At 39.3% G+C, this 18074-nt stretch carries 19 protein-coding genes and 10 pseudogenes; 17 read left to right on the top strand and 12 right to left on the bottom strand.

Features of this window, described 5'->3' with window-relative positions:
• Nucleotides 1–233: hypothetical protein (locus PVV70_RS09295; RefSeq protein WP_273758955.1), on the top strand; the 233-nt coding region annotated here is incomplete at its 5' end.
• A 44-nt stretch (nt 234–277) separates the two neighbouring features.
• Here PVV70_RS09295 and PVV70_RS09290 read toward each other — a convergent pair.
• The 5 genes from PVV70_RS09290 to PVV70_RS09270 form a co-directional block, all read right to left on the bottom strand.
• Nucleotides 278–559: a type II toxin-antitoxin system YafQ family toxin gene (locus PVV70_RS09290; RefSeq protein ID WP_273758954.1), complete on the bottom strand. Its 282-nt coding sequence runs from the start codon at nt 557–559 to the stop codon at nt 278–280.
• The gene (locus tag PVV70_RS09285; RefSeq protein WP_039757918.1) at nt 546–809 is read right to left on the bottom strand and encodes a type II toxin-antitoxin system RelB/DinJ family antitoxin; all 264 of its coding nucleotides are present in this window, start codon (nt 807–809) and stop codon (nt 546–548) included. The genes PVV70_RS09290 and PVV70_RS09285 overlap by 14 nt, the downstream gene beginning before the upstream one ends.
• Before the next feature lie 126 nt (nt 810–935).
• Nucleotides 936–1145, bottom strand: a complete 210-nt coding sequence (locus tag PVV70_RS09280) for a hypothetical protein (RefSeq protein WP_273758958.1) — start codon at nt 1143–1145, stop codon at nt 936–938.
• A gap of 76 nt (nt 1146–1221) precedes the next feature.
• Nucleotides 1222–1518 carry a HigA family addiction module antitoxin gene (locus PVV70_RS09275; RefSeq protein ID WP_273758953.1) on the bottom strand — a complete coding sequence of 99 codons (297 nt, stop codon included), beginning with the start codon at nt 1516–1518 and terminating at the stop codon, nt 1222–1224.
• Between the two features lie 16 nt (nt 1519–1534).
• Complete coding sequence (locus PVV70_RS09270) at nt 1535–1849, bottom strand: type II toxin-antitoxin system RelE/ParE family toxin (protein WP_273758952.1); 315 nt, start codon at nt 1847–1849, stop codon at nt 1535–1537.
• A gap of 62 nt (nt 1850–1911) precedes the next feature.
• Between PVV70_RS09270 and PVV70_RS09265 the strand changes: the two genes are divergently transcribed.
• The 9 genes and pseudogenes from PVV70_RS09265 to PVV70_RS09225 all read left to right on the top strand — a co-directional run bounded on the left by PVV70_RS09265 (nt 1912) and on the right by PVV70_RS09225 (nt 9369).
• Nucleotides 1912–2493, top strand: coding sequence for a hypothetical protein (locus PVV70_RS09265; RefSeq protein ID WP_273758957.1), 582 nt, complete (start codon nt 1912–1914; stop codon nt 2491–2493).
• Nucleotides 2486–4414: pseudogene (locus tag PVV70_RS09260) on the top strand (phage terminase large subunit family protein). The gene PVV70_RS09265 and the pseudogene PVV70_RS09260 overlap by 8 nt, the downstream one beginning before the upstream one ends.
• Nucleotides 4415–4417: 3 nt before the next feature.
• The gene (locus PVV70_RS09255) at nt 4418–4666 is read left to right on the top strand and encodes a phage head-tail joining protein (protein WP_273758951.1); all 249 of its coding nucleotides are present in this window, start codon (nt 4418–4420) and stop codon (nt 4664–4666) included.
• A pseudogene (locus tag PVV70_RS09250) lies at nt 4666–6234 on the top strand (phage portal protein). Before PVV70_RS09255 ends, PVV70_RS09250 begins: the two are co-directional and overlap by 1 nt.
• Complete coding sequence (locus tag PVV70_RS09245; protein WP_273758950.1) at nt 6224–7279, top strand: S49 family peptidase; 1056 nt, start codon at nt 6224–6226, stop codon at nt 7277–7279. The pseudogene PVV70_RS09250 and the gene PVV70_RS09245 overlap by 11 nt, the downstream one beginning before the upstream one ends.
• The gene (locus PVV70_RS09755; RefSeq protein WP_273758956.1) at nt 7165–7542 is read left to right on the top strand and encodes a hypothetical protein; all 378 of its coding nucleotides are present in this window, start codon (nt 7165–7167) and stop codon (nt 7540–7542) included. Before PVV70_RS09245 ends, PVV70_RS09755 begins: the two co-directional genes overlap by 115 nt.
• Nucleotides 7539–7910, top strand: coding sequence for a head decoration protein (locus tag PVV70_RS09235; protein WP_273758949.1), 372 nt, complete (start codon nt 7539–7541; stop codon nt 7908–7910). The genes PVV70_RS09755 and PVV70_RS09235 overlap by 4 nt, the downstream gene beginning before the upstream one ends.
• Nucleotides 7911–7922: 12 nt before the next feature.
• Nucleotides 7923–9000, top strand: a pseudogene (locus PVV70_RS09230) (major capsid protein).
• Nucleotide 9001: 1 nt separating this feature from the next.
• Nucleotides 9002–9369 (top strand): annotated as a pseudogene (locus PVV70_RS09225) (hypothetical protein).
• A gap of 3 nt (nt 9370–9372) precedes the next feature.
• On the opposite strand, the gene PVV70_RS09220 reads toward PVV70_RS09225, so the two are convergent.
• Nucleotides 9373–10458: a hypothetical protein gene (locus PVV70_RS09220; RefSeq protein ID WP_273758948.1), complete on the bottom strand. Its 1086-nt coding sequence runs from the start codon at nt 10456–10458 to the stop codon at nt 9373–9375.
• Between the two features lie 305 nt (nt 10459–10763).
• Between PVV70_RS09220 and PVV70_RS09215 the strand changes: the two are divergent.
• Nucleotides 10764–11448, top strand: a pseudogene (locus PVV70_RS09215) (antA/AntB antirepressor family protein).
• The gene (locus tag PVV70_RS09210) at nt 11445–11723 is read left to right on the top strand and encodes a hypothetical protein (protein WP_273758947.1); all 279 of its coding nucleotides are present in this window, start codon (nt 11445–11447) and stop codon (nt 11721–11723) included. The pseudogene PVV70_RS09215 and the gene PVV70_RS09210 overlap by 4 nt, the downstream one beginning before the upstream one ends.
• A gap of 53 nt (nt 11724–11776) precedes the next feature.
• Here PVV70_RS09210 and PVV70_RS09205 read toward each other — a convergent pair whose 3' ends face one another.
• A complete protein-coding gene (locus PVV70_RS09205; protein WP_273758946.1) occupies nt 11777–12088 on the bottom strand; it encodes a DNA-binding protein in 312 nt (103 codons plus the stop codon).
• A 30-nt stretch (nt 12089–12118) separates the two neighbouring features.
• Nucleotides 12119–12422: pseudogene (locus tag PVV70_RS09200) on the bottom strand (type II toxin-antitoxin system RelE/ParE family toxin).
• Nucleotides 12423–12513: 91 nt separating this feature from the next.
• On the opposite strand from PVV70_RS09200, the pseudogene PVV70_RS09195 reads away from it, so the two are divergent.
• The 4 genes and pseudogenes from PVV70_RS09195 to PVV70_RS09180 form a co-directional block, all read left to right on the top strand.
• A pseudogene (locus PVV70_RS09195) lies at nt 12514–12879 on the top strand (lysozyme); the annotation flags it as partial.
• Between the two features lie 75 nt (nt 12880–12954).
• A pseudogene (locus PVV70_RS09840) lies at nt 12955–13115 on the top strand (lysozyme); the annotation flags it as partial.
• Nucleotides 13112–13324, top strand: a complete 213-nt coding sequence (locus PVV70_RS09190) for a hypothetical protein (RefSeq protein WP_273758944.1) — start codon at nt 13112–13114, stop codon at nt 13322–13324. The pseudogene PVV70_RS09840 and the gene PVV70_RS09190, both read left to right, overlap by 4 nt.
• A gap of 127 nt (nt 13325–13451) precedes the next feature.
• The gene (locus PVV70_RS09180; RefSeq protein ID WP_273758943.1) at nt 13452–13670 is read left to right on the top strand and encodes a hypothetical protein; all 219 of its coding nucleotides are present in this window, start codon (nt 13452–13454) and stop codon (nt 13668–13670) included.
• Nucleotides 13671–13752: 82 nt separating this feature from the next.
• Here PVV70_RS09180 and PVV70_RS09175 read toward each other — a convergent pair whose 3' ends face one another.
• The 3 genes and pseudogenes from PVV70_RS09175 to PVV70_RS09165 form a co-directional block, all read right to left on the bottom strand.
• Entirely contained in the window at nt 13753–14625 is an 873-nt protein-coding gene (locus PVV70_RS09175) for a DNA adenine methylase (RefSeq protein ID WP_273758942.1), read from the bottom strand.
• 78 nt (nt 14626–14703) lie between these two features.
• Nucleotides 14704–16035 carry a ParB/Srx family N-terminal domain-containing protein gene (locus PVV70_RS09170; RefSeq protein WP_273758941.1) on the bottom strand — a complete coding sequence of 444 codons (1332 nt, stop codon included), beginning with the start codon at nt 16033–16035 and terminating at the stop codon, nt 14704–14706.
• Between the two features lie 302 nt (nt 16036–16337).
• Nucleotides 16338–16883, bottom strand: a pseudogene (locus PVV70_RS09165) (tyrosine-type recombinase/integrase); the annotation flags it as partial.
• On the opposite strand from PVV70_RS09165, the pseudogene PVV70_RS09160 reads away from it, so the two are divergent.
• Nucleotides 16873–17253 (top strand): annotated as a pseudogene (locus PVV70_RS09160) (hypothetical protein); the annotation flags it as partial. The pseudogenes PVV70_RS09165 and PVV70_RS09160 overlap by 11 nt on opposite strands.
• Before the next feature lie 71 nt (nt 17254–17324).
• On the opposite strand, the gene PVV70_RS09155 reads toward PVV70_RS09160, so the two are convergent.
• A complete protein-coding gene (locus tag PVV70_RS09155) occupies nt 17325–18014 on the bottom strand; it encodes a nitroreductase (protein WP_273758940.1) in 690 nt (229 codons plus the stop codon).
• Nucleotides 18015–18074 lie beyond the last annotated feature (60 nt).

Raw genomic sequence — 18074 nt, 5'->3', positions numbered from 1 at the left:
ATCAATTTTCTGATCGTGATGATATTGAAGACAAGGCTTTTAATACTCTTATTGAGACTATGGATGCGATAGAAAAAGCTTTGATTTTAAAACTTCAAGATGAGATGCCAAATATACTTAAAATTTTAACAGTTCTCACTGATTTTGGAGATTCAGAGTTACCGCATAGCATGGATTCTTTGTTGCGTGCTTACGAACCAAATTTCGAGAACCCTATTAAAAAGGTTGCCTAAGTGAAAAACATTCCCCTTCCCCACTTCAAAGGTGGGGAGGTGATTTAAAGATCAAGTTGTGAATGAGAGCCAAGACGCACCAAAACCAATCGGTCTTGATCGACAAAGCGGTAAATCAACACTAGATCGGGTCGAATATGATAATCTCGGTAATTGCTCCAACTTCCAGTCAGTGCATGATCACGATACCGAAATTCTAAAGGTTGATCATTCGCTAATGCTGCAATGACTGTGCGTAAATCAGTATCTAAAAGATGCCGATGTCGTCCTTTCATCTCACGCTTGAAATCCCGTTTGAAAATGGTGGTACGTTCAATCGTCCGCATAGAGATCATCAAATAATTCGTCTACGGAATGAAACTTTTTTAAATTGCCTTCATCAAGTTCGGCAAAAGCCGCTATGGTTTCTGCATTGGGTTGAAATAAAAAAGAAGGAATAGCTTTATCTTGCGCAATACGTGTCATCAAAACCCTTACAACATCACTTACTGACAAACCAGAGGCTTGAATAACTTGACTAGCAACATTTTGAATCTCTTCCGGTACACGTGCTTGAACCATGCGACTGGTAGCCATAATGATTTCTCCTCTCTTAATTGTATTTCAATGTAATACAATTGAAGTTCAATTTCAACTGTAAAGCATTGTTTTTTAGAGTGGAAAGGTAGTTTTGTTTAGCAACCGCTTTCTTTTTTAAGACTTTCACCCACGTTTACGGCGTTCTTTTGTTACATATTTAAAGAAGGAGGGTGGTAAAACATCTTTAGCTGGCTTTAGACCTACAAGTTCTTCATCTGTCAATGGTGGAGAATCCACGGCTTCCAAATCTTCTTTTGTGTAGCCACATCTTATTTTAAAGTTTTTTTTGAAAACCAATAATTCTCGTGTGACTTGGAGCGTATCCGTTTGCATACCGGAATATACACCCGATTATACCGGATCATCAATTATCTTGTTACGTCTTAAAACTTCATGAGTGGAAAGATCATTAAACCCTACATTCAAATTTATTGATTTTGGCAAATTCGTCTGCTTTTTCAGCTTGTAATATACTAACGTCATAAGCAGCTTGCATGTTGAGCCAAAATTCAGCAGTAGTATCAAAAAAATAGGCTAATCTGAGAGCAGTATCGGGAGTCACCGGACTATTTTCTGCAACAATACGTTCTATTCTCGTGCGTGGAACATTTAATGCTTTTGCAAGGGCATAAGCAGAGAGAGCATATTCTTTTAAATATTCCTCTCGTAAAATTTCTCCGGGATGAATAGCAATATAATCTTTCATCTCGACCTCCTACAGATCAATGATAATCTACGATTTCAACTTTATAGGCGCCATTAGAGCGCCATTCAAAACAAATACGAAACTGGTCATTAATACGAATAGAATATTGACCTTTACGCTCTCCTTTCAATGCTTCTAAACGATTTCCTGGAGGACTGCGTAAATCTTTAAGGTCAACCGCTTTATCGAGCATAAACAATTTTCTTTGGGCTATACGTACTAGAGTTGTTGGAAAACCTTTAAGCGGATTACCTTCTAAAAGATTTTTACAACGCTTATCCGCAAAAGATTCAATCACCAAATCACCTTCATTCACTCTTTTATGTATCATAGCATGATACCAATCTAAAGAAAAGAATGAATGTTGAAAAATATTTAGTAAAAGAGATGGCAATGAATAAGAAGCATCGTGATGGGATATCGGTTCGTGCGTTTGCGAAGAAGATGGGTGTTTCACATAATGCGGTGGTTTCGCGTTTTAAAACAGGTAAATTTGACACAGCTCTTTTTGAAGATGGTTCTGTTAATGAAGCGCTTGCAACAGCTATCTGGAATGAGAATCCAACAAAGCGCCCTGCACCATTTTTAGCACCGGATGGTCAAGCGCGCACAAAGATCAAACAAATCTCTACAGAGGGTGCTAATGAATACAAGATTAAACTGGAGCGAATGCAAGTTGCCCTTGAAAGCGAGAAGATTGCTCTTGAACGCTTACGCGAAACAACCGTTGACCGTGAAGAAGTAAAGAGAGCAGCGCGTGAGTTTGGAAGAGCTCACCGTGATGCCATGTTGAATTTCCCTCATCGTTTTGGAGCAAGTATTGCCGCACAAGTTGGGTGTGATGCCGCAAGCCTTATCGGTGCTATCGATTATTATATGAGAAAAGCTTTGCTTGAAGCTGTTCATATTCCGGTTCCTTATCATGATCATCAACCTCCAGAGTTAGAGAACTTGCAAGAAACGAATAATGGATGACAATGCAGTCGAAGAATTTTTCTCCCATGCCAATGATGCAAGACAACCGGACCCACCGTATACGGTTTCTCAATGGGCGGATAAGAATAGATACCTTAGCACCGTAGCAAGTGCTGAACCTGGATTATGGAGAACAAAACGCACCCCCTATTTGCGCGAAATCATGGATAACCTTTCCTCTCACAAACCGATTGAAACAACTATTGTCATGAAAGGCGCGCAGGTTGGCATGTCAGAGGCAGGACTGAATTTCTGCGGTTATGCTATTCATTATAGTCCAGGACCTGCCCTTTATGTCATGCCAACCGTTGAGACAGCCAAAAAGCTTTCAAAGACGCGGCTTGATCCCATGATTATGGCAAGTCCAGTTTTAAGTGAACGCATCGCCCCTGCCCGTGCGCGTGACAGCGGCAATACCATGTTTTCGAAAGAGTTTGATGGTGGAGCACTGATGCTGACAGGAGCCAATAGTGCAGCTGGTTTGCGCTCTATGCCTATTCGTTATCTGATTTTGGATGAGGTTGATGGTTATCCTCTCAGTGTTGATAACGAAGGTGATCCGGTGATGATTGCAGAAAAGCGTACCTCGACCTTTGTACAACGAAAGATCTTTAAATTGTCCACCCCGACCCACCGTGACACAAGCCGTATTGCCAAGGATTTTGTGCTAGGAGACCAGCGATATTACAATGTCCCTTGTGATGCGTGTGGTGTACTCCAACCTATTGTTTGGTCACAAATTAAATGGCCAAAAGGTGCTCCGGAAAAAGCTGTTTTTGTTTGTGCCCATTGTGGTCATGAGCATGCCGAACACCGAAAAACGGATTTGATGTGTGAAGAAAGAGGCGCATGTTGGGTTCCAACGAGTGAGTCAAGCAGACCCAATTTGCGCTCTTATCATATTTCGGCACTTTATTCTCCTTGGCTTACATGGGGGGAATGTGCACGCGAATTTTTAAATGCCAAGGATAATCCAGCGCTTCTACAGCCTTTTGTCAATACAGTGCTTGGAGAGCCATGGGAGGACAGAACAGGTGAGGTTGTTGATCCAGACAGCCTCTATGCAAAACGCGAAGAATATCCCCTTGCACCAGAACAAGCTGTCGTGTTGACAGCGGGTATTGATGTGCAAAATGACCGTTTAGAGCTTGAAGTAGTGGGATGGGGACGCAGCGAAGAAAGTTGGCATATTGATTATCAAGTTATCCCTGGTGATCCCTCTTCTTTTGAAGTGTGGGACCAATTGGATGAATATCTTGCAAAACGCTGGCCACATCCAGGCTATAAAGAGGGTATTAGGATAACGGCGGCTTGCATTGATACCGGTGGTGGACACACACAGGCTGTTTATAATTATGTGCGCCCCCGTGAAGGACGGCGTATCTGGGGCATTAAGGGACAAGCTGGCTGGCGCGCGGTATGGCCACGCCGCCCAAGCAGAAACAACAAAGGACAGATTAATCTTTATATTGTTGGGGTTGATGCGGCGAAAGATATCATTACAGCGCGGTTTAAAAAATCGGGTCCCGAAGCAACAGGGGCTGGTGCAACACACTTTCACAAAAGCCTTGATCGGGAATATTTTGACCAACTGACCGCTGAAAGAAAAGTGATTAAATATTTTAAAGGCTTTAAGCGTATCGAATGGCAAAAAAGTGAAAAGGCAAGGAATGAAGCCTTGGACTGTAGGGTCTACGCTTATGCGGCTTTACAAGGTCTGATTTCGGCAGGAATAAACCTTAATCGAGAAGTCGATATCTTAGAAGAGCGTTTGGAAAAACTTAAAGTTGAGTGCTCTTTAGAACAGCCAACATCAGAACATGTGCCCTCTCCTTCTCCAAGAAGATCTTAGACAGCACAGCCTCAAAAGAAGCCATTCAGAACAATGATGAATCCTTATATGCGAGGGGATTGGAGGTAATTTGTGGATGAAACTTTAGGACCAATTAACAGAAAATTTTCGAGACTGGAAAGTTTAAAAAGGCGGCGTGAACAAATTGAAGAGGCTCTTTATTCGGGTGCGCAATCGGTGCGCCATGGCGATAAGCAAGTAAGCAACCGTTCTGTTGAGGAACTGCGCAGAGCGCTTGAGATGCTGAACACACAAATAGCCAACCTTGAAGGACGCAAGCGTTCACGCGTTTTCTATTTTAATATATCACGAGGCTATTAATGGCTGGCTTTATCAATAAACTTACGGGCTTTTTTACAATTTCTCGTCAACACAATCCCCATTTTGAAGCGGCAAGCAAAAGCCGCCGTATGGGTGGTTTTGACCCCGCAAAACAACATATCAATAAAGCCATTGAGGAATGCGGTGATACCATTGTTGCCCGTTCAAGATGGCTTTATGACAATGAAGCTCTTTATGGGTCTGCAACAGAAGAATAGATCTCCGCGGCTGTTAGTGATGGGATTAAACCTTATCCTCGTATTGAAGGTTTTCAAGAAGAAAAGAAAAAGCTTTTAGACTTATGGTGGCAATGGGTTGATGAAGCCGATTATGATGAAGATGCCAGCTTTTATGGTCTGCAAGCAACCATTGCGCGAGAAGTCTTTTTAACTGGTGAATGCTTTGTAAGATTGCATTATGTTGATCTCTACGGACGCTCTGGTGTGCCTCTTCAGTTGCAAGTTTATCCTACTGAAATGTTGGACCTTTCCTACAATGGACCGGCTGAGATTGAAGGCAATTACATTCGTATGGGAATTGAATTCGATGCCAGTGGTAAGCGTGTTGCTTATCATTTTTGGAAACATCACCCTTATGATGATTGCCCTTCCAACACAATCTTTGAGAGTCAAGAACGCATACGTGTGCCTGCTGAAATGGTCATTCATATCAAAGAGCGCCGTATTGCCGGACAATTGCGTGGTTCTCCCAAAATAACGCGCTCTATGACAAAAATCTTTCAACTCGAATCCTATGATGATGCAGAACTTGAACGAAAAAAAACAGCGGCTCTTTTTGCAGTGTTTATTACAGGCAAGGAATCTCATGAGGCAGAGTTAGAGGAGAATCGTGAAAAAACGAAAATTGAACAGAAGCTGGAAAAGAAGATTGAAGAGATCCCCGAAGAGCATCCAATTTACCCTGGCTCGGTTAACGTGGTCGATGGTGAAAAACAAATTACATTCTCAAATCCTGTTGAGGTTGGTGGCTCTTATGAGGCTTTTCAATTTCGCAATATCTTGAAAATTTGTTCTGCTCTCAATATGCCTTATGCCGTTGTGACAGGGGATGTTACACGGGGGAATTTTTCCAATGTGCGAACCTCCATCATTCAATTTAGACGCCATGTTAAACAATGGCGTGAACATATCATTGCTTTTCAGTTTAACCGCATTATTTGGGCACGTTTTGTCGAAATGGCAGTGCTTGGCAGATGCGTGAATTTACCAGGATGGGAAGAAAATTCCTTGCCATGGCTTCAATGTGAAAGCTTTGCACCACCCCTTGAAATGATTGATCCCATCAAGGATATCTCGGCAGAAAAAGAAGAAATTCGTGCTGGCTTGAAAACACGACGCATGGCACTGGCCGAACGCGGCTTTGATATCGACAGCATTCATGCCGAACTTGAGGAAGAGCATACAGATGCGCGCAAACGCGGCTTATCTTTTGATACAGATATGGCGGCACCGGCTGGTAGCAATCAAGTAATTGATCCCGCAGATTCAGAGACTTCTGACACTTATGAAAGTAACCAAGGCAGCGAGGCGCAGGCAAATGGTGAATAATCTCGACATGCCGTTTTTGGTATCACGGCTTTTTGGTGTTCCTCATATGCTTGCATCGACAAAGCTTGATATCATTTTGAATGCTCTTGCACCACGGCTTTTTGCAGGAGAAAAGTTTGCCCTTAAGGCTTTTGCGCAAGGGGATACGGAAGCTTTCAGACCCCCTGAAACTTATGTAGTACAAAACAATATTGCCATAATACCAGTTCACGGCACGCTTGTGCGCCGTGGTGCATGGCTTGGGGCTTTATCGGGATTAACCTCTTATGAAGGTTTGAGCGCTTCTTTTCGTGAAGCGATTAGGCAACCTGATGTTCGCGCGATATTGCTGGATATTGACAGTAGCGGTGGAGAAGCTGGTGGTGTGTTTGATCTTGTGGAAGAGTTTCAAGCACTCTCACAAAAATATAACAAACCCATTTGGGCACATGCCAATGAGGTTGCTTGTTCGGCAGCTTATGCCATTGCTTGTTCTGCTTCTCAAATCTGGGTTGCACGCACGAGTGTTGTGGGCTCCATTGGGGTTGTTTGTGCGCACCTTGACCAGTCCCGTGCAGATGAAAAACATGGGCTTAAATGGACTTTTATCTTTGAAGGAGATCACAAAGTTCATGGAAATTCTCACGAACCACTCGCCGATGAAGCACAGATAAAAATACAAGCAGATTGTGCCCTGCTCTACGAGATGTTTGTCGATTTGGTTGCGCAAAACAGACCTCTTAATGCGGCTGCAATCCGCGACACCAAAGCAGAAACTTTTATAGGCACCCAAGCGATCACGCTTGGATTAGCAGATGTGCAAGGCACCCTTGCGCAAGCTTTGGAAGCCTTAACGGATTCCATATCACAAAACCCAACATCAACAACAAAAGAAGGACAAAACACATGGCACGCACACAATACCGCGCTGAAGAAGACGATGACGAAAAGATTGTCGACGTCATCCATGAAGACGAAGAAGACACTCTCGACATTGACGAAGATGCCGAAGACTTCAACGATGAAGAAGAAGAGGAAGACAACGAAGATAAGCAAGAAACCATAAAAGCAGCTCTTGAAAAGGAAAGAAGACGCGCACAGGCACTGACAAACCTTGAAAAGCAAGCAAAGCGTTTAGGCGTTTCTTTTGATGCAGCAAAAGCAATTCAAAGCGGCATGAATGTTGAGAAAGCTAAAAACGCTGTTCTAGCAGCTGCTGTCTCGAAAAGTTCCTCTTTAAAACTATCGACCACAGCACCCCATAGTGATGGGGCAAGCAAGGCAAAAATTCATACAAAATGGGAAGCAGCTTGGAGGGCAATAAAATGAATAATCAAGTTTTCTATGAAGATGTTCGCAATGGCGCTTATCTTGGACGCTATGATACGGATATGTCCAATGAAGAAGTGATTTTTGCGTCAGGGGCATTTGTTGAAGCCGGCACTGTTATGGGAAAAGTAACAGCAACGGGAAAATATGTTCCCCTTAATCCAGCGCTATCAGATGGCAGTCAAACGCCAGCAGGGATTTCTTATGCCACTGTTGATGCAACAGAAGCAGATCAACGCGCCGTCATTACGGCGCGCTTGAGTACCGTAAAGGCTTCTGAACTCTTATGGCCAGATGCCATCACGGATGAACAGAAAAATGCTGCCATTCAGTCTTTAGAAGACAATAACAAAATACTGTTGCGATAGGAGAATGCGCACATGGATATGAATTTTTTTAAACACGATGCTTTCTCCGCCACGACTATGATGAAAGCGATTGAAAACTATGAGTTTCAACCGGGGCTCATTAGCTCTCTTAATCTCTTTGAAGAAGTGGAAACAAGCACCACAGTGGTTGGCATTGAAAGACGTGACAATACATTGTCCTTGATTCAGACCAGTGAACGTGGTGCCCCTTTGGTTGAAGGAGATAGAGAGGGTCGTAATCTAAGGTTTTTCAAAACAACACGGATTGCCAAAAGTGATACGGTGAAATCAGAGGAAATCCAGAACCGGCGTGAATTTGGTACAGAAGATCAGTTAGAGACAGCAATGAAATATATTGCCAGAAAACAAAAGAAACTGATTTCTGAAATCAAATTGACATGGGGAAATATGCAACTTGGCGCTGTCCAAGGTGTTGTGCTTGATGCCGATGGCTCTGTCATTGTTGATTGGTACAAGGAATGGGAAATTACACCCCCAAAGCCCATTGACTTTAAACTCAATGTTGAAACAACAAATGTTGCTGACAATGTTGATCAAGTCATCATGAGAATGATTGAAGCTTCAAAGGGGGCGTTTTCTGATCGTTCACGCATTATTGGGCTTTGTGGAAATGAATTCTTTTCCAAGTTGAAAAACCATAAAACAATTCGTGAAACTTATCTCAACACAGCTCTTGCACAAACACTCAATAGTGCCGGAGGGGTTGCAACACCAAGTGCCATTGGTTTCTGGGAGCTTTGGGAGTTTTGATTTTGCGGGTATTACTTTCATTAATTACCGGAGTATTCATAACTATAATGTGAGTGCAAAAGCTGGGACAAAACGCGCCATAGGGATTAAGCCTGATGAATGCCAATTCTTTCCTGTTGATGCGCCTGGCGTATTCCAAAAAACCTTTGCACCGGGAGAAAGCTTGGATTTTGCCAACACGGTTGGAAGACCTCTCTACACCATGTTGATCGTTGACCACGACCGTAATGCATGGGTAAAACCGGAGGTCTACAGCTATCCGCTTTACATCTGCACACGCCCTGAAATGCTCTTTAAAGCGGTCAGTGGAGGAAAATAACATGCGATGGCACGGGTTGCTTCATAAAATGATTCAAGATGTACGTAACACCTTTGGGCAACCCGTCATCTACACGCGAAAGGACAATCAACAATCGTTTCGGATTACAGCGATTTACACCATTAAACATTCAGAATCAGATGCTGGCGGGAGAATTCCCACAACAGTACCTCGAAAAGAACTTATGTTTGTATCCATGATATCGGCGGCTTACCCCCAAAGCCTCAAGATTGCGTTGTGATTATTTCTCCTGAAGATACCTCTCAAGAGCACTTCGTGATCACAGAGGTACAAGCCTCTGAATCCGGTATGTATAAGCTCATCTTGCGAGAGATAAAAAATGGACGTATCTTTATCTTGTGTGTTTAAAAATCAATAAGGCTGCCCAAGAGCTCGGATTATTGCTGCAAACCTTGGATTTGGAATAGCCCTAAATCTGTAATTCCATGGTGCACCAGTACGATGACTGATGTGACATCCTTGATATGTTATAGATACTGATGCAATTCTTGCCCAAGTAGTCCTTTCATTATCTTCAGGGCTTTCAAATACAATAGCTTGATTTGTTACTAAAAGACGTCCTAAAAGCGAAGTATTTTCGCCAATATTGAAGGTAACGCGTTCTTGGACTCCCAATAGTTTTTCATTTTGTGCTAAACGATAATCATATTCACTTGCGTCAAGTTCTTGAAACATTTCACATGCTTGCTCAAAATTAGAGGGAGGAATATCTGATTGCCACAAAGCAACTTCTTCTTCAAAGCGTTTTTCCTTTTTACTTGCAATATAGACAGGGATAATCAAAGCTAAAACGATAAGCATTGGGACTAATAACCAGAGTGTAATACTTATTATTACGACAATGACTCCAATCAGTAGTGTACAAAGGAGAAAGATCTTTATCCTCTTTTCCAACCGTTTTTTTTTAAGTTCCGGTGACATTTTATTAATAACTGATAAATCAGAAGAAAGATGGATATGGGGGGGAGGCATTAAAACCTGTTCTGAAACTTTTTCTTTAAAACGTTTTTTGCGTTTATCTCGCCAATGAACAAAAATAGACAATGCAATAAATGCAAAGAAAATTAATCTGAACCATCTCCAAAAATCTAGAGCATCACTTTCGTCTGACTTTTTGTCTTGAACATAGATACTTTTCTTATCAAGATTCTCAAGTATTGCCTGTGTCACGCTCTCATTTTGAGTAGCAATATCTATTAATAAAGTCGAGGACGGGGAAAAAAATTCATTATTGTATGCAACTTGATCTGATTCGATTTTGTCAAAAAAAAACACACCTAATATTGCAAATCCTAAAAATAATAAAACTCCAATGCCAAGGGTTTTCAATCCGTTTTTACGACATTTTTTTATACACACTAAAACAAGTCCGACAACCATCATCGATAACGACAATAAACATACGATCATTGCAATTGCATCAAGTATGTCGAGCATTATTTTCCCCTTCGCTATAAATAAAAAAGAAAGTTAATAGATCTGAAGTGAGTCGACAAATAAAGTAAAGATGTGCTTATTATTTTTAGAAAATAAGTAGTATTACTTCTTGACGTTATGACGGGAGTATAAATAATCAATTCTCTGTGCATTGCAAAGACTTTGACTCATTATATGTGACAAGTGTGTAATAACCTCATCGAGTGTAGTTATGCTATGCAGTGCCTTTATGGGGAGAGTGTAACGGCAAGCGAGATGCCGTTTAAAGGTATCAATGAAAGCCTCTAATATCTATGATATTCACAATAAACACTCTTATGAAAATTACAGAACAAGTTATTGATTAGAAAACTGTTTAAGCTGTTAATGCACGTGAATTACATACGTTTTTAGAGATAAAAGCCCGCTTTAATGACTGGATTAAAAATCGTATTAAAGAATGTAAGTTTTAGGAAAATATAAACTTTATAACGCTTACTAAAAATTTAGTAAGCGGTGGAAAGGTAAAAGAATATTACATTACCTTGGACATGGCTAAATACCTTTCCATGATTGAGCGTAATGATAAAGGACATGAAGCACGTCAATATTTTATCAAATATGAACGACTTTTGACACAAATAACAACACCACAAGTTGATTACTCATACACAGAAAGATCATGTGATTGCAGAACTAACTCCAAAAGCAGAGGCTTTGGAAGACTTAAAGCGTTCTGATGGGCTGTTTGGTCTTATTGAAGCAGCGAAAATGTTAGAGGTGCGACCTAAGGATTTGACCGATTATTTGCGTAAACATGATTGGATGTATCGACGTGCTCCAAGGGAGCCTTTGTTGCCTTATAAAGATAAAATCAAGAAAGGCTTTATGGATTGCCCTGTGATTACCATTCAAAGACCAGATGGGACAGAAAAGATACTGCCTTCCACGAAAATAACCCCGAGAGGATTGGCATGTTTAAGAGAACAAATCCATGGAGGTGTACAATGAAGGTAGATACTAACTTTTTATGTGATTTGTGGATGGCATTATCTCAATTTTCTAGACATGAAAATATGAGTGACAAAGATTGTACTGCTCTCGTTGATACTATGAGCGTCATAGAAAAAGCTTTGATTTTAAAACTTCCAGATGAGATCCCAAATATACTTAAAATCTTAACAGTTCTAACAGATTTTGGAGATTCAGAATTACCGTATCGTATGGACTCTTTGTTGCGTGCTTATGAACCCAATTTAGACAAGCCTATTAAAAAGGTTGCTTAAGGTAAAAACGTTCCCCTTCCCCATCTTTAAGGTGGGGAAGTAGCAAACTCAGATTAAACATGTGGAACAGATCGTTCCAGAGGTTGTACAGCCAAGCGCAATCCCATAGTACGCAGCAAAACATTTAAACTGCGGAGCTCTGGATTACCTTTTTCTGAAAGTGTCCGGTAAAGTTGTGTTGGATTCAAGTTGGCTGCTTTGGCGACAGCTTGAACACCACCATAAGCTTTTGCCATTTGACGAAGTGTTATAAGTAATTCACCTTGGTCACCATCTGCTAAGATGGCCTCAAGGGTAGCTGCTGCTAACTCAGGATCTTCATGAAATATTTCTGCCATCGTATCATCATGGTTACGGTCTTTCATTCTTGCACTCCTTTAATCTTTACGGTTTTGCTAATCACACCAGCAAGCACATGCGCGAATGATATCAGTGTCTTGTGTTTTTTTGCTAACATTGCATAATAACAATAATACGTTTTTTCCAGATTGGACATAATAAACGTGGTAACTGGGACCAACATTAATACGCAGTTCATACACTATCACGAAGCGGTTTGAAATCACCAAAGTTTCCTTGCTCTAAACGATTAAGACGGCGAATAATTGCAGTTTCAGCCTGCACATCACGCAGCTTTCGCAGCCAATCAGCTATCAAATCTTTGCCATCAGAGGTAAGATAGTAACATATTTCAAAGATAATGTATGCTTTTTTATAAACGAATATTTGTCAAGATGGAAAAAATTTATTTTTAGATTTTCACTCAGCCTCACCTTGTGTGGGCTTTTTTATGGAGAACTTTATGCGAAAAATATCACAAGAAGGGCTTGCTCTCATCAAACAATGGGAAGGCTTGCGCCTCAATGCTTATAAAGATGCCATCGGTGTGTGGACAATCGGTTATGGACATACAAAAAGTGCTGGCAAACCTTTTGTTCACAAGGGCACGACAATCACTGAAAAGCAAGCCGAAGATCTTCTTTGCCAAGATTTAAGACAATTTGAGAATGCTGTTGAACGCACTGTTACAGTTTCATTAACGAATGAACAATTCGCGGCATTGGTTTCCTTTTGCTATAGTATAGGAACAACAGCTTTTTGTAACTCAACCTTGTTAAAAAACTCAATAATAGTGAATATGAAGCAATCCCTGCAGAACTACAGAAATGGACCAAAGGCGGGTGATAAACGCTTGCAAGGTCTTGTCCATCAAAAGCGGTGGGGGGGGGCAGCAGAAGCATTGGCACCAGTCATTGGCTCTTTTTCAGGTCTTGGCGGGTTATTGGTAGGCAATGGTCCAGTGCAATGGGCACTTTTGCCACCATCATGGTTTTAGCTGCAGGTGTTGGTATTTTTCTTGTCGCCAAACGCTTTCAGGAGCACCGCCTATGATGTTATGGTTGAAAAAAAATCTGCTGTTAACAGGTGCGGCTCTAGCCGCTTTTTTTATGGCTTTAGCCAAAGCATTCACTCTTGGCAAAAAGCAGATAGAAAAAACTTTAAAGGCAGAAACAACACGTCTGGAGGTCGAAAATGAAGTTAATCAAAAAAGGGATTCTGATGTGCGCACTACTCTCTCTCGTTGGCTGCGAAACAAATAAGTATGTTTCTTGTATTGGTTGGTTCCCACTTATTTAAACAAAAGAGATGTTAACGTCATCAGTTTGTCCTTAGCAAAAGAGATCTTAAAACATAACACACTAGGTGAACGTTTGTGTGGATGGAAACATGGCTAGAAGAAAAACAAAAGACGATACAGAGCTTACAGAAACGGAAAAAGCCATGCTTCAAGAAATGATTATTGCCTATCAAAGTGTGAAGATGATGTCGCGTCTGATGAAGTGGATTGTATTTTTTCTTTTTTTGCTGATCCTTGCTTTTGCACGCCTTATGGACGCGCTAGATAATATTTTTGCACATATGAAACAATGGTTTTTAAAAAACTAAACCTCCAAACCTTTCCTTTAAGAATTAAAATGTGATTAAACTTATAAAAACTTGAGAATATGGATTTTGCTTATGCAAGCAGCTAAGCCACATTGCAAGTTGGTATTCTATTCCACTCTAAAGATTCTGGAATTTTGATTTTCGGTGAAAAAATCATTAGTTCTTGAGTTTGTCTTTTATTTTGTAGAGAATACCGTATATCAAATTCATACTTTTGATATTTATTATATAAGGATCTAATCTCTTCTACGTTATCATAAGTAACTAACCAAAACACATTTACATGTTCAGAAATGATATTTTCTAAATCGTAGTGATCTTTAGTTTTATAAAATGAAGTATACAGCCCTTGTCCTTTTTTAAAATACGGAGGATCTATATAAAGGCAAATATTTTCGTCTTCATTTTTTCCATAATGTCGCAAAAATTCCTGCGCATCTAGTCGAGTTAAATATATCCTATCTTTTTGTATACTTATGTTTCTAATCCGGCTAATTAAATCTTTTTTATTGAATCTACAGTTTATTTTATAATTACCAACTTGTCCTTTTCCCCCGATAGGACCAGCATTTTTAATGATTCCTGATCTGTTTGTTCGATTTAAAAAGAGCGCTGCAAATCCTACACTAAGCACGTCTGCATTTTCAGGAGAAACTTCTTTTTGTGTGTACCATTCTGCTAAGTTAATAGTCGTTGTATCAATTTTTTCTATTAATTCTTCTGTCTTGTACAAGACACAATGCCAAAAACTCCAAATGAATGGATCAATATCATTAATATAGATATCTTTTACATCATTATTTAAAAGAAGCTTTAGAGCTAATCCGCCCCCACCAGCAAACGGTTCACGATAAGAGCATCCATTTAACCCATTTTTCTCAAATATTTCTTTGATTTTTCCGTAAATTGCAGCCTTACCACCAGGATACCTTAATGGAGAATAGTTATAAACCATCTCTGTAAACCTCAAACAGTAAAACAAAATTATGTTATCATATTTTATTCGTATTGGCCAGCAGTAGCTAAAGTACTTTCAGTTCTTTATGCATTCTTGATTCACTTTTTTGATTAAGTACACCAATAGAGGCTTTAACACTTTCATCTGATGTGAAATCTCTCGATAATTTAAGGGAGCTGCAATTGTACCGTGTTTGGCCATATTTGCATTTTCTCTAATTTTCTTCAGAGTCCGTACAGTGTTTGTTCTATCTTCTGTTACATTTGGTATGGTGTTAAATACTTTTTCCGGTAACATTTTTTTCAAAAATTCATCAAACGATTCATTAGATTTACGCCCTAAACGGTTTGCCAGCCCTTCGAATAAACAGCTAAACGCTATGTATAAAAGTGGTGTATCCAAATCAGTAGATAATTTTTTTACTGAGGAATATATACAAACATACTTTATAGCAATAGCATCTAAATTATTTAACTGAATTGCGATTTCTTCATCATAAACCCCGAAATATACTTTCGATTTTTGATAATTTTTATCTTTATTCGTATCATTTGGAAATAGGCTATATTGCTCTTTAGAATCCTCTGTTTCTTTTTTATTCTTACCTTTTCTAGGGACATTTTTAGAATAAACAAATGTCTTATGCAGATCAAATTGCCGAGATAACGTTTCAAAATATTTTGCAATCGCTTTTGCATTATTGCAAGAACGAGAATGCACCTTCTTTTCAAGGATATCTTTTACAAATTGTTTCAAAAAATTATCAAGTGCAGAATTTTCTTCATATGGGTGAGAAAAAATAAGTTTATCTTCTTCCTGATTATAATAAATTCCAGTGTATTCAAAAAAAGTTGATCCGGAAATCAAACGCGTCACGGTCGTAATATCATACTGTAGAAGAGGATTCTCCAACAGATGGTAAAATAATAGATACGCAAATCTATTCTTATTTGATGGAAAATAACGTGTCTTTTGTATAGCATTCCATGGTTTCACACCTTTTCCATTGTTTTGACCTAGATGCTTTATCACCATCCAATGATTTGATTCTCCTATGTCAGAAGCAATCGCACATTCTACAAAATTTATTTGAATTTTACGGTTTTCACTATACTCACTAATCTTTTTGCTTAGATGTCTTGGAGCTAGACTTGGATTATCAAGAATTTTGAGTGCAACAAGCCGCCTATTCCCTTCTTTAACAATATACTTTTCTCCATCCTGCAATACCATGAGCTTTTCACATGGAGACAAACCGTTTTCAGCAATATCTTCGGCCAACTCTAAAATCTTTTCTGTATCACAAAGAAAATTTATAGCCTCTTTTTCAGTTAGAGATCTAGAGATTCTAGGATTTTCTAGATCTAGTTTAAGTTTTTTTAAGGAAATTGTTTTAGTTTTTGCCATCACCTACTCTACATTAAAAAATATCGAATCGTAATATCTTGATATAATAAACTGACAAATATTCTATACTATTGTAAAGCCTCATTTCATATATAAATCACACTTTAGCAGCTCTCTTCAGCCTTCTCTGATTTAAAGACAAGTGATGTTTTAAACATCATCTATTTCTTTTGTTTTTCAAAGTAAAATAAAAGTAAATGCTATAATAAGAAGCCTATTTAGATACTGACATAATTTGAGGAAACTTTACAAAAACTTCTCTATTTGTAATTCTGTCAAGTCGTTTCTAAAATGAAAAGCGCCTACTGTTCCAAGAGAGCATGGCGTTGTTCTAAAAAATCCGTTCGCATATAAGCTTTCGTCACTGAACTCCCAACTGAATGCGCAAGAACAGTTTCTGCAATTTCAAATGGTGTTGACATTGTTTCTGCTATCCCATCCCGTAAGCTTGAACGGAAACCATGGGGGCGATAAGTCAAACTACAAACTGTCATATATTTTGCCATGCTTGCATCAGAAATTGGCTTGCCGGTAATACCAGAAAAGAGAAAACCTTTTTTCTCAAAAGGGAGAGATTTTTCAATCACTTTTAAAGCTTCATGACTCAATGGTACGCGAAAATCTGAAACTTTTCCTACAATACCCTTCATATTTTCTTTCGGTATTGTCCATATATTTTTATCTATTTGTTCAAGACGCAAATATCGCAATGGATATGATCGTGCTTCTGTCAAAATAAGGAGTTTTAGTGCTAAATTGGAAAGGATCTTATCATCCAAGCTCTGATAAAAAGCCGAAACTTCTTGCCATGGCATAGCTGGAATGTTTGTTGATGTAGCACGGGGCTTTCAAAATGCACGTGTCTGTGGAAATGCTAAAGTAAAAAGCTTTTTTGTTGACATCTATGGCAATACACAAATTTATTATAACGCCTGTGGCACTAATCATGCTCATATTTCGGATAATGCTGTTATTTGTGATGCTCTTATCTCAGACAATTCTTACATTCATAGCAATGCCTCTTTAATAGTTAATGAAGATATCTGTGATGATGCATATCGCGAATTTGGTAACGAAGATGATTATTATCTTCATGAATATTATGCTAATTGTGAGGGGTATTATGATAATGATGCTGTGGAATTGAACGCACGGGCGCGATGGGAGTACCTGCTTTCTAACCAAATTCTTTTATTTAAGAATTTAATAAGAATGTGAGATTCTTACCGGAAATATTTCCTATAGTGCAGCAACTCATTCAAAATGTATGCTTAATTATACAAAATATTTTACGGATATGCTTCAATGAAACGTACAAAGTTTTCTAACGGTTCTCGTTCTGTCTCAAAATTATTTTCAGGAGCATTCATATCGCGATAACCAAGTGCCATACCACAAATAACATGGCGATCAGAAGGGATCGATAAAAGTGTACGAATCTGTTTATGATAATCAGCAAAAGCCGCTTGGGGGCAAGTATCTAATCCAAATCCACGTGCTGCTAACATAATAGTCTGCATAAACATCCCCAAATCAAGCCAACTCCCCATTTCCATGTCGTGATCCATTGTAAACAAAAGTCCTACAGGTGCATCGAAAAATAAAAAATTTCGCGCCTTTTGATGAAGCATTTTTTCTTCATCGCCTTTTTGAATTCCAAGACTCTGATAAAGATCCAAACCAACTTTTCGACGCCTTGAAAGATAAGGTTCACGCCATTGACGTGGATAATAATGATATTCACGTTCTCCTTTTACACCTGAAAACACAAGTTGTGAAAGCTCTTGCCCTACTTTCTGTAATACACTTCCCGTAAGCACAATCACTTGCCATGGCTGAATATTTGTTCCAGATGGTGCACGTGCTGCAAGTTTTAAAATTTCTTTGATTGTTTCCAAACTAACGGGCTGATCAGTAAAAGCGCGAATTGACTTTCGCGATAAAATAGATTGAAAAATACTCATGGGAGAAACTGCCATTGTCTTTACTTTCTTTAATTGAAAAATATTTTTTGCTTATTAAGGACAATATATTACGAA

This window comes from Bartonella sp. AU55XJBT, assembly GCF_028618525.1.
The sequence above is the reverse complement of the archived record's forward strand: the minus strand, read 5'-3'. Positions and strand labels throughout refer to the sequence as shown.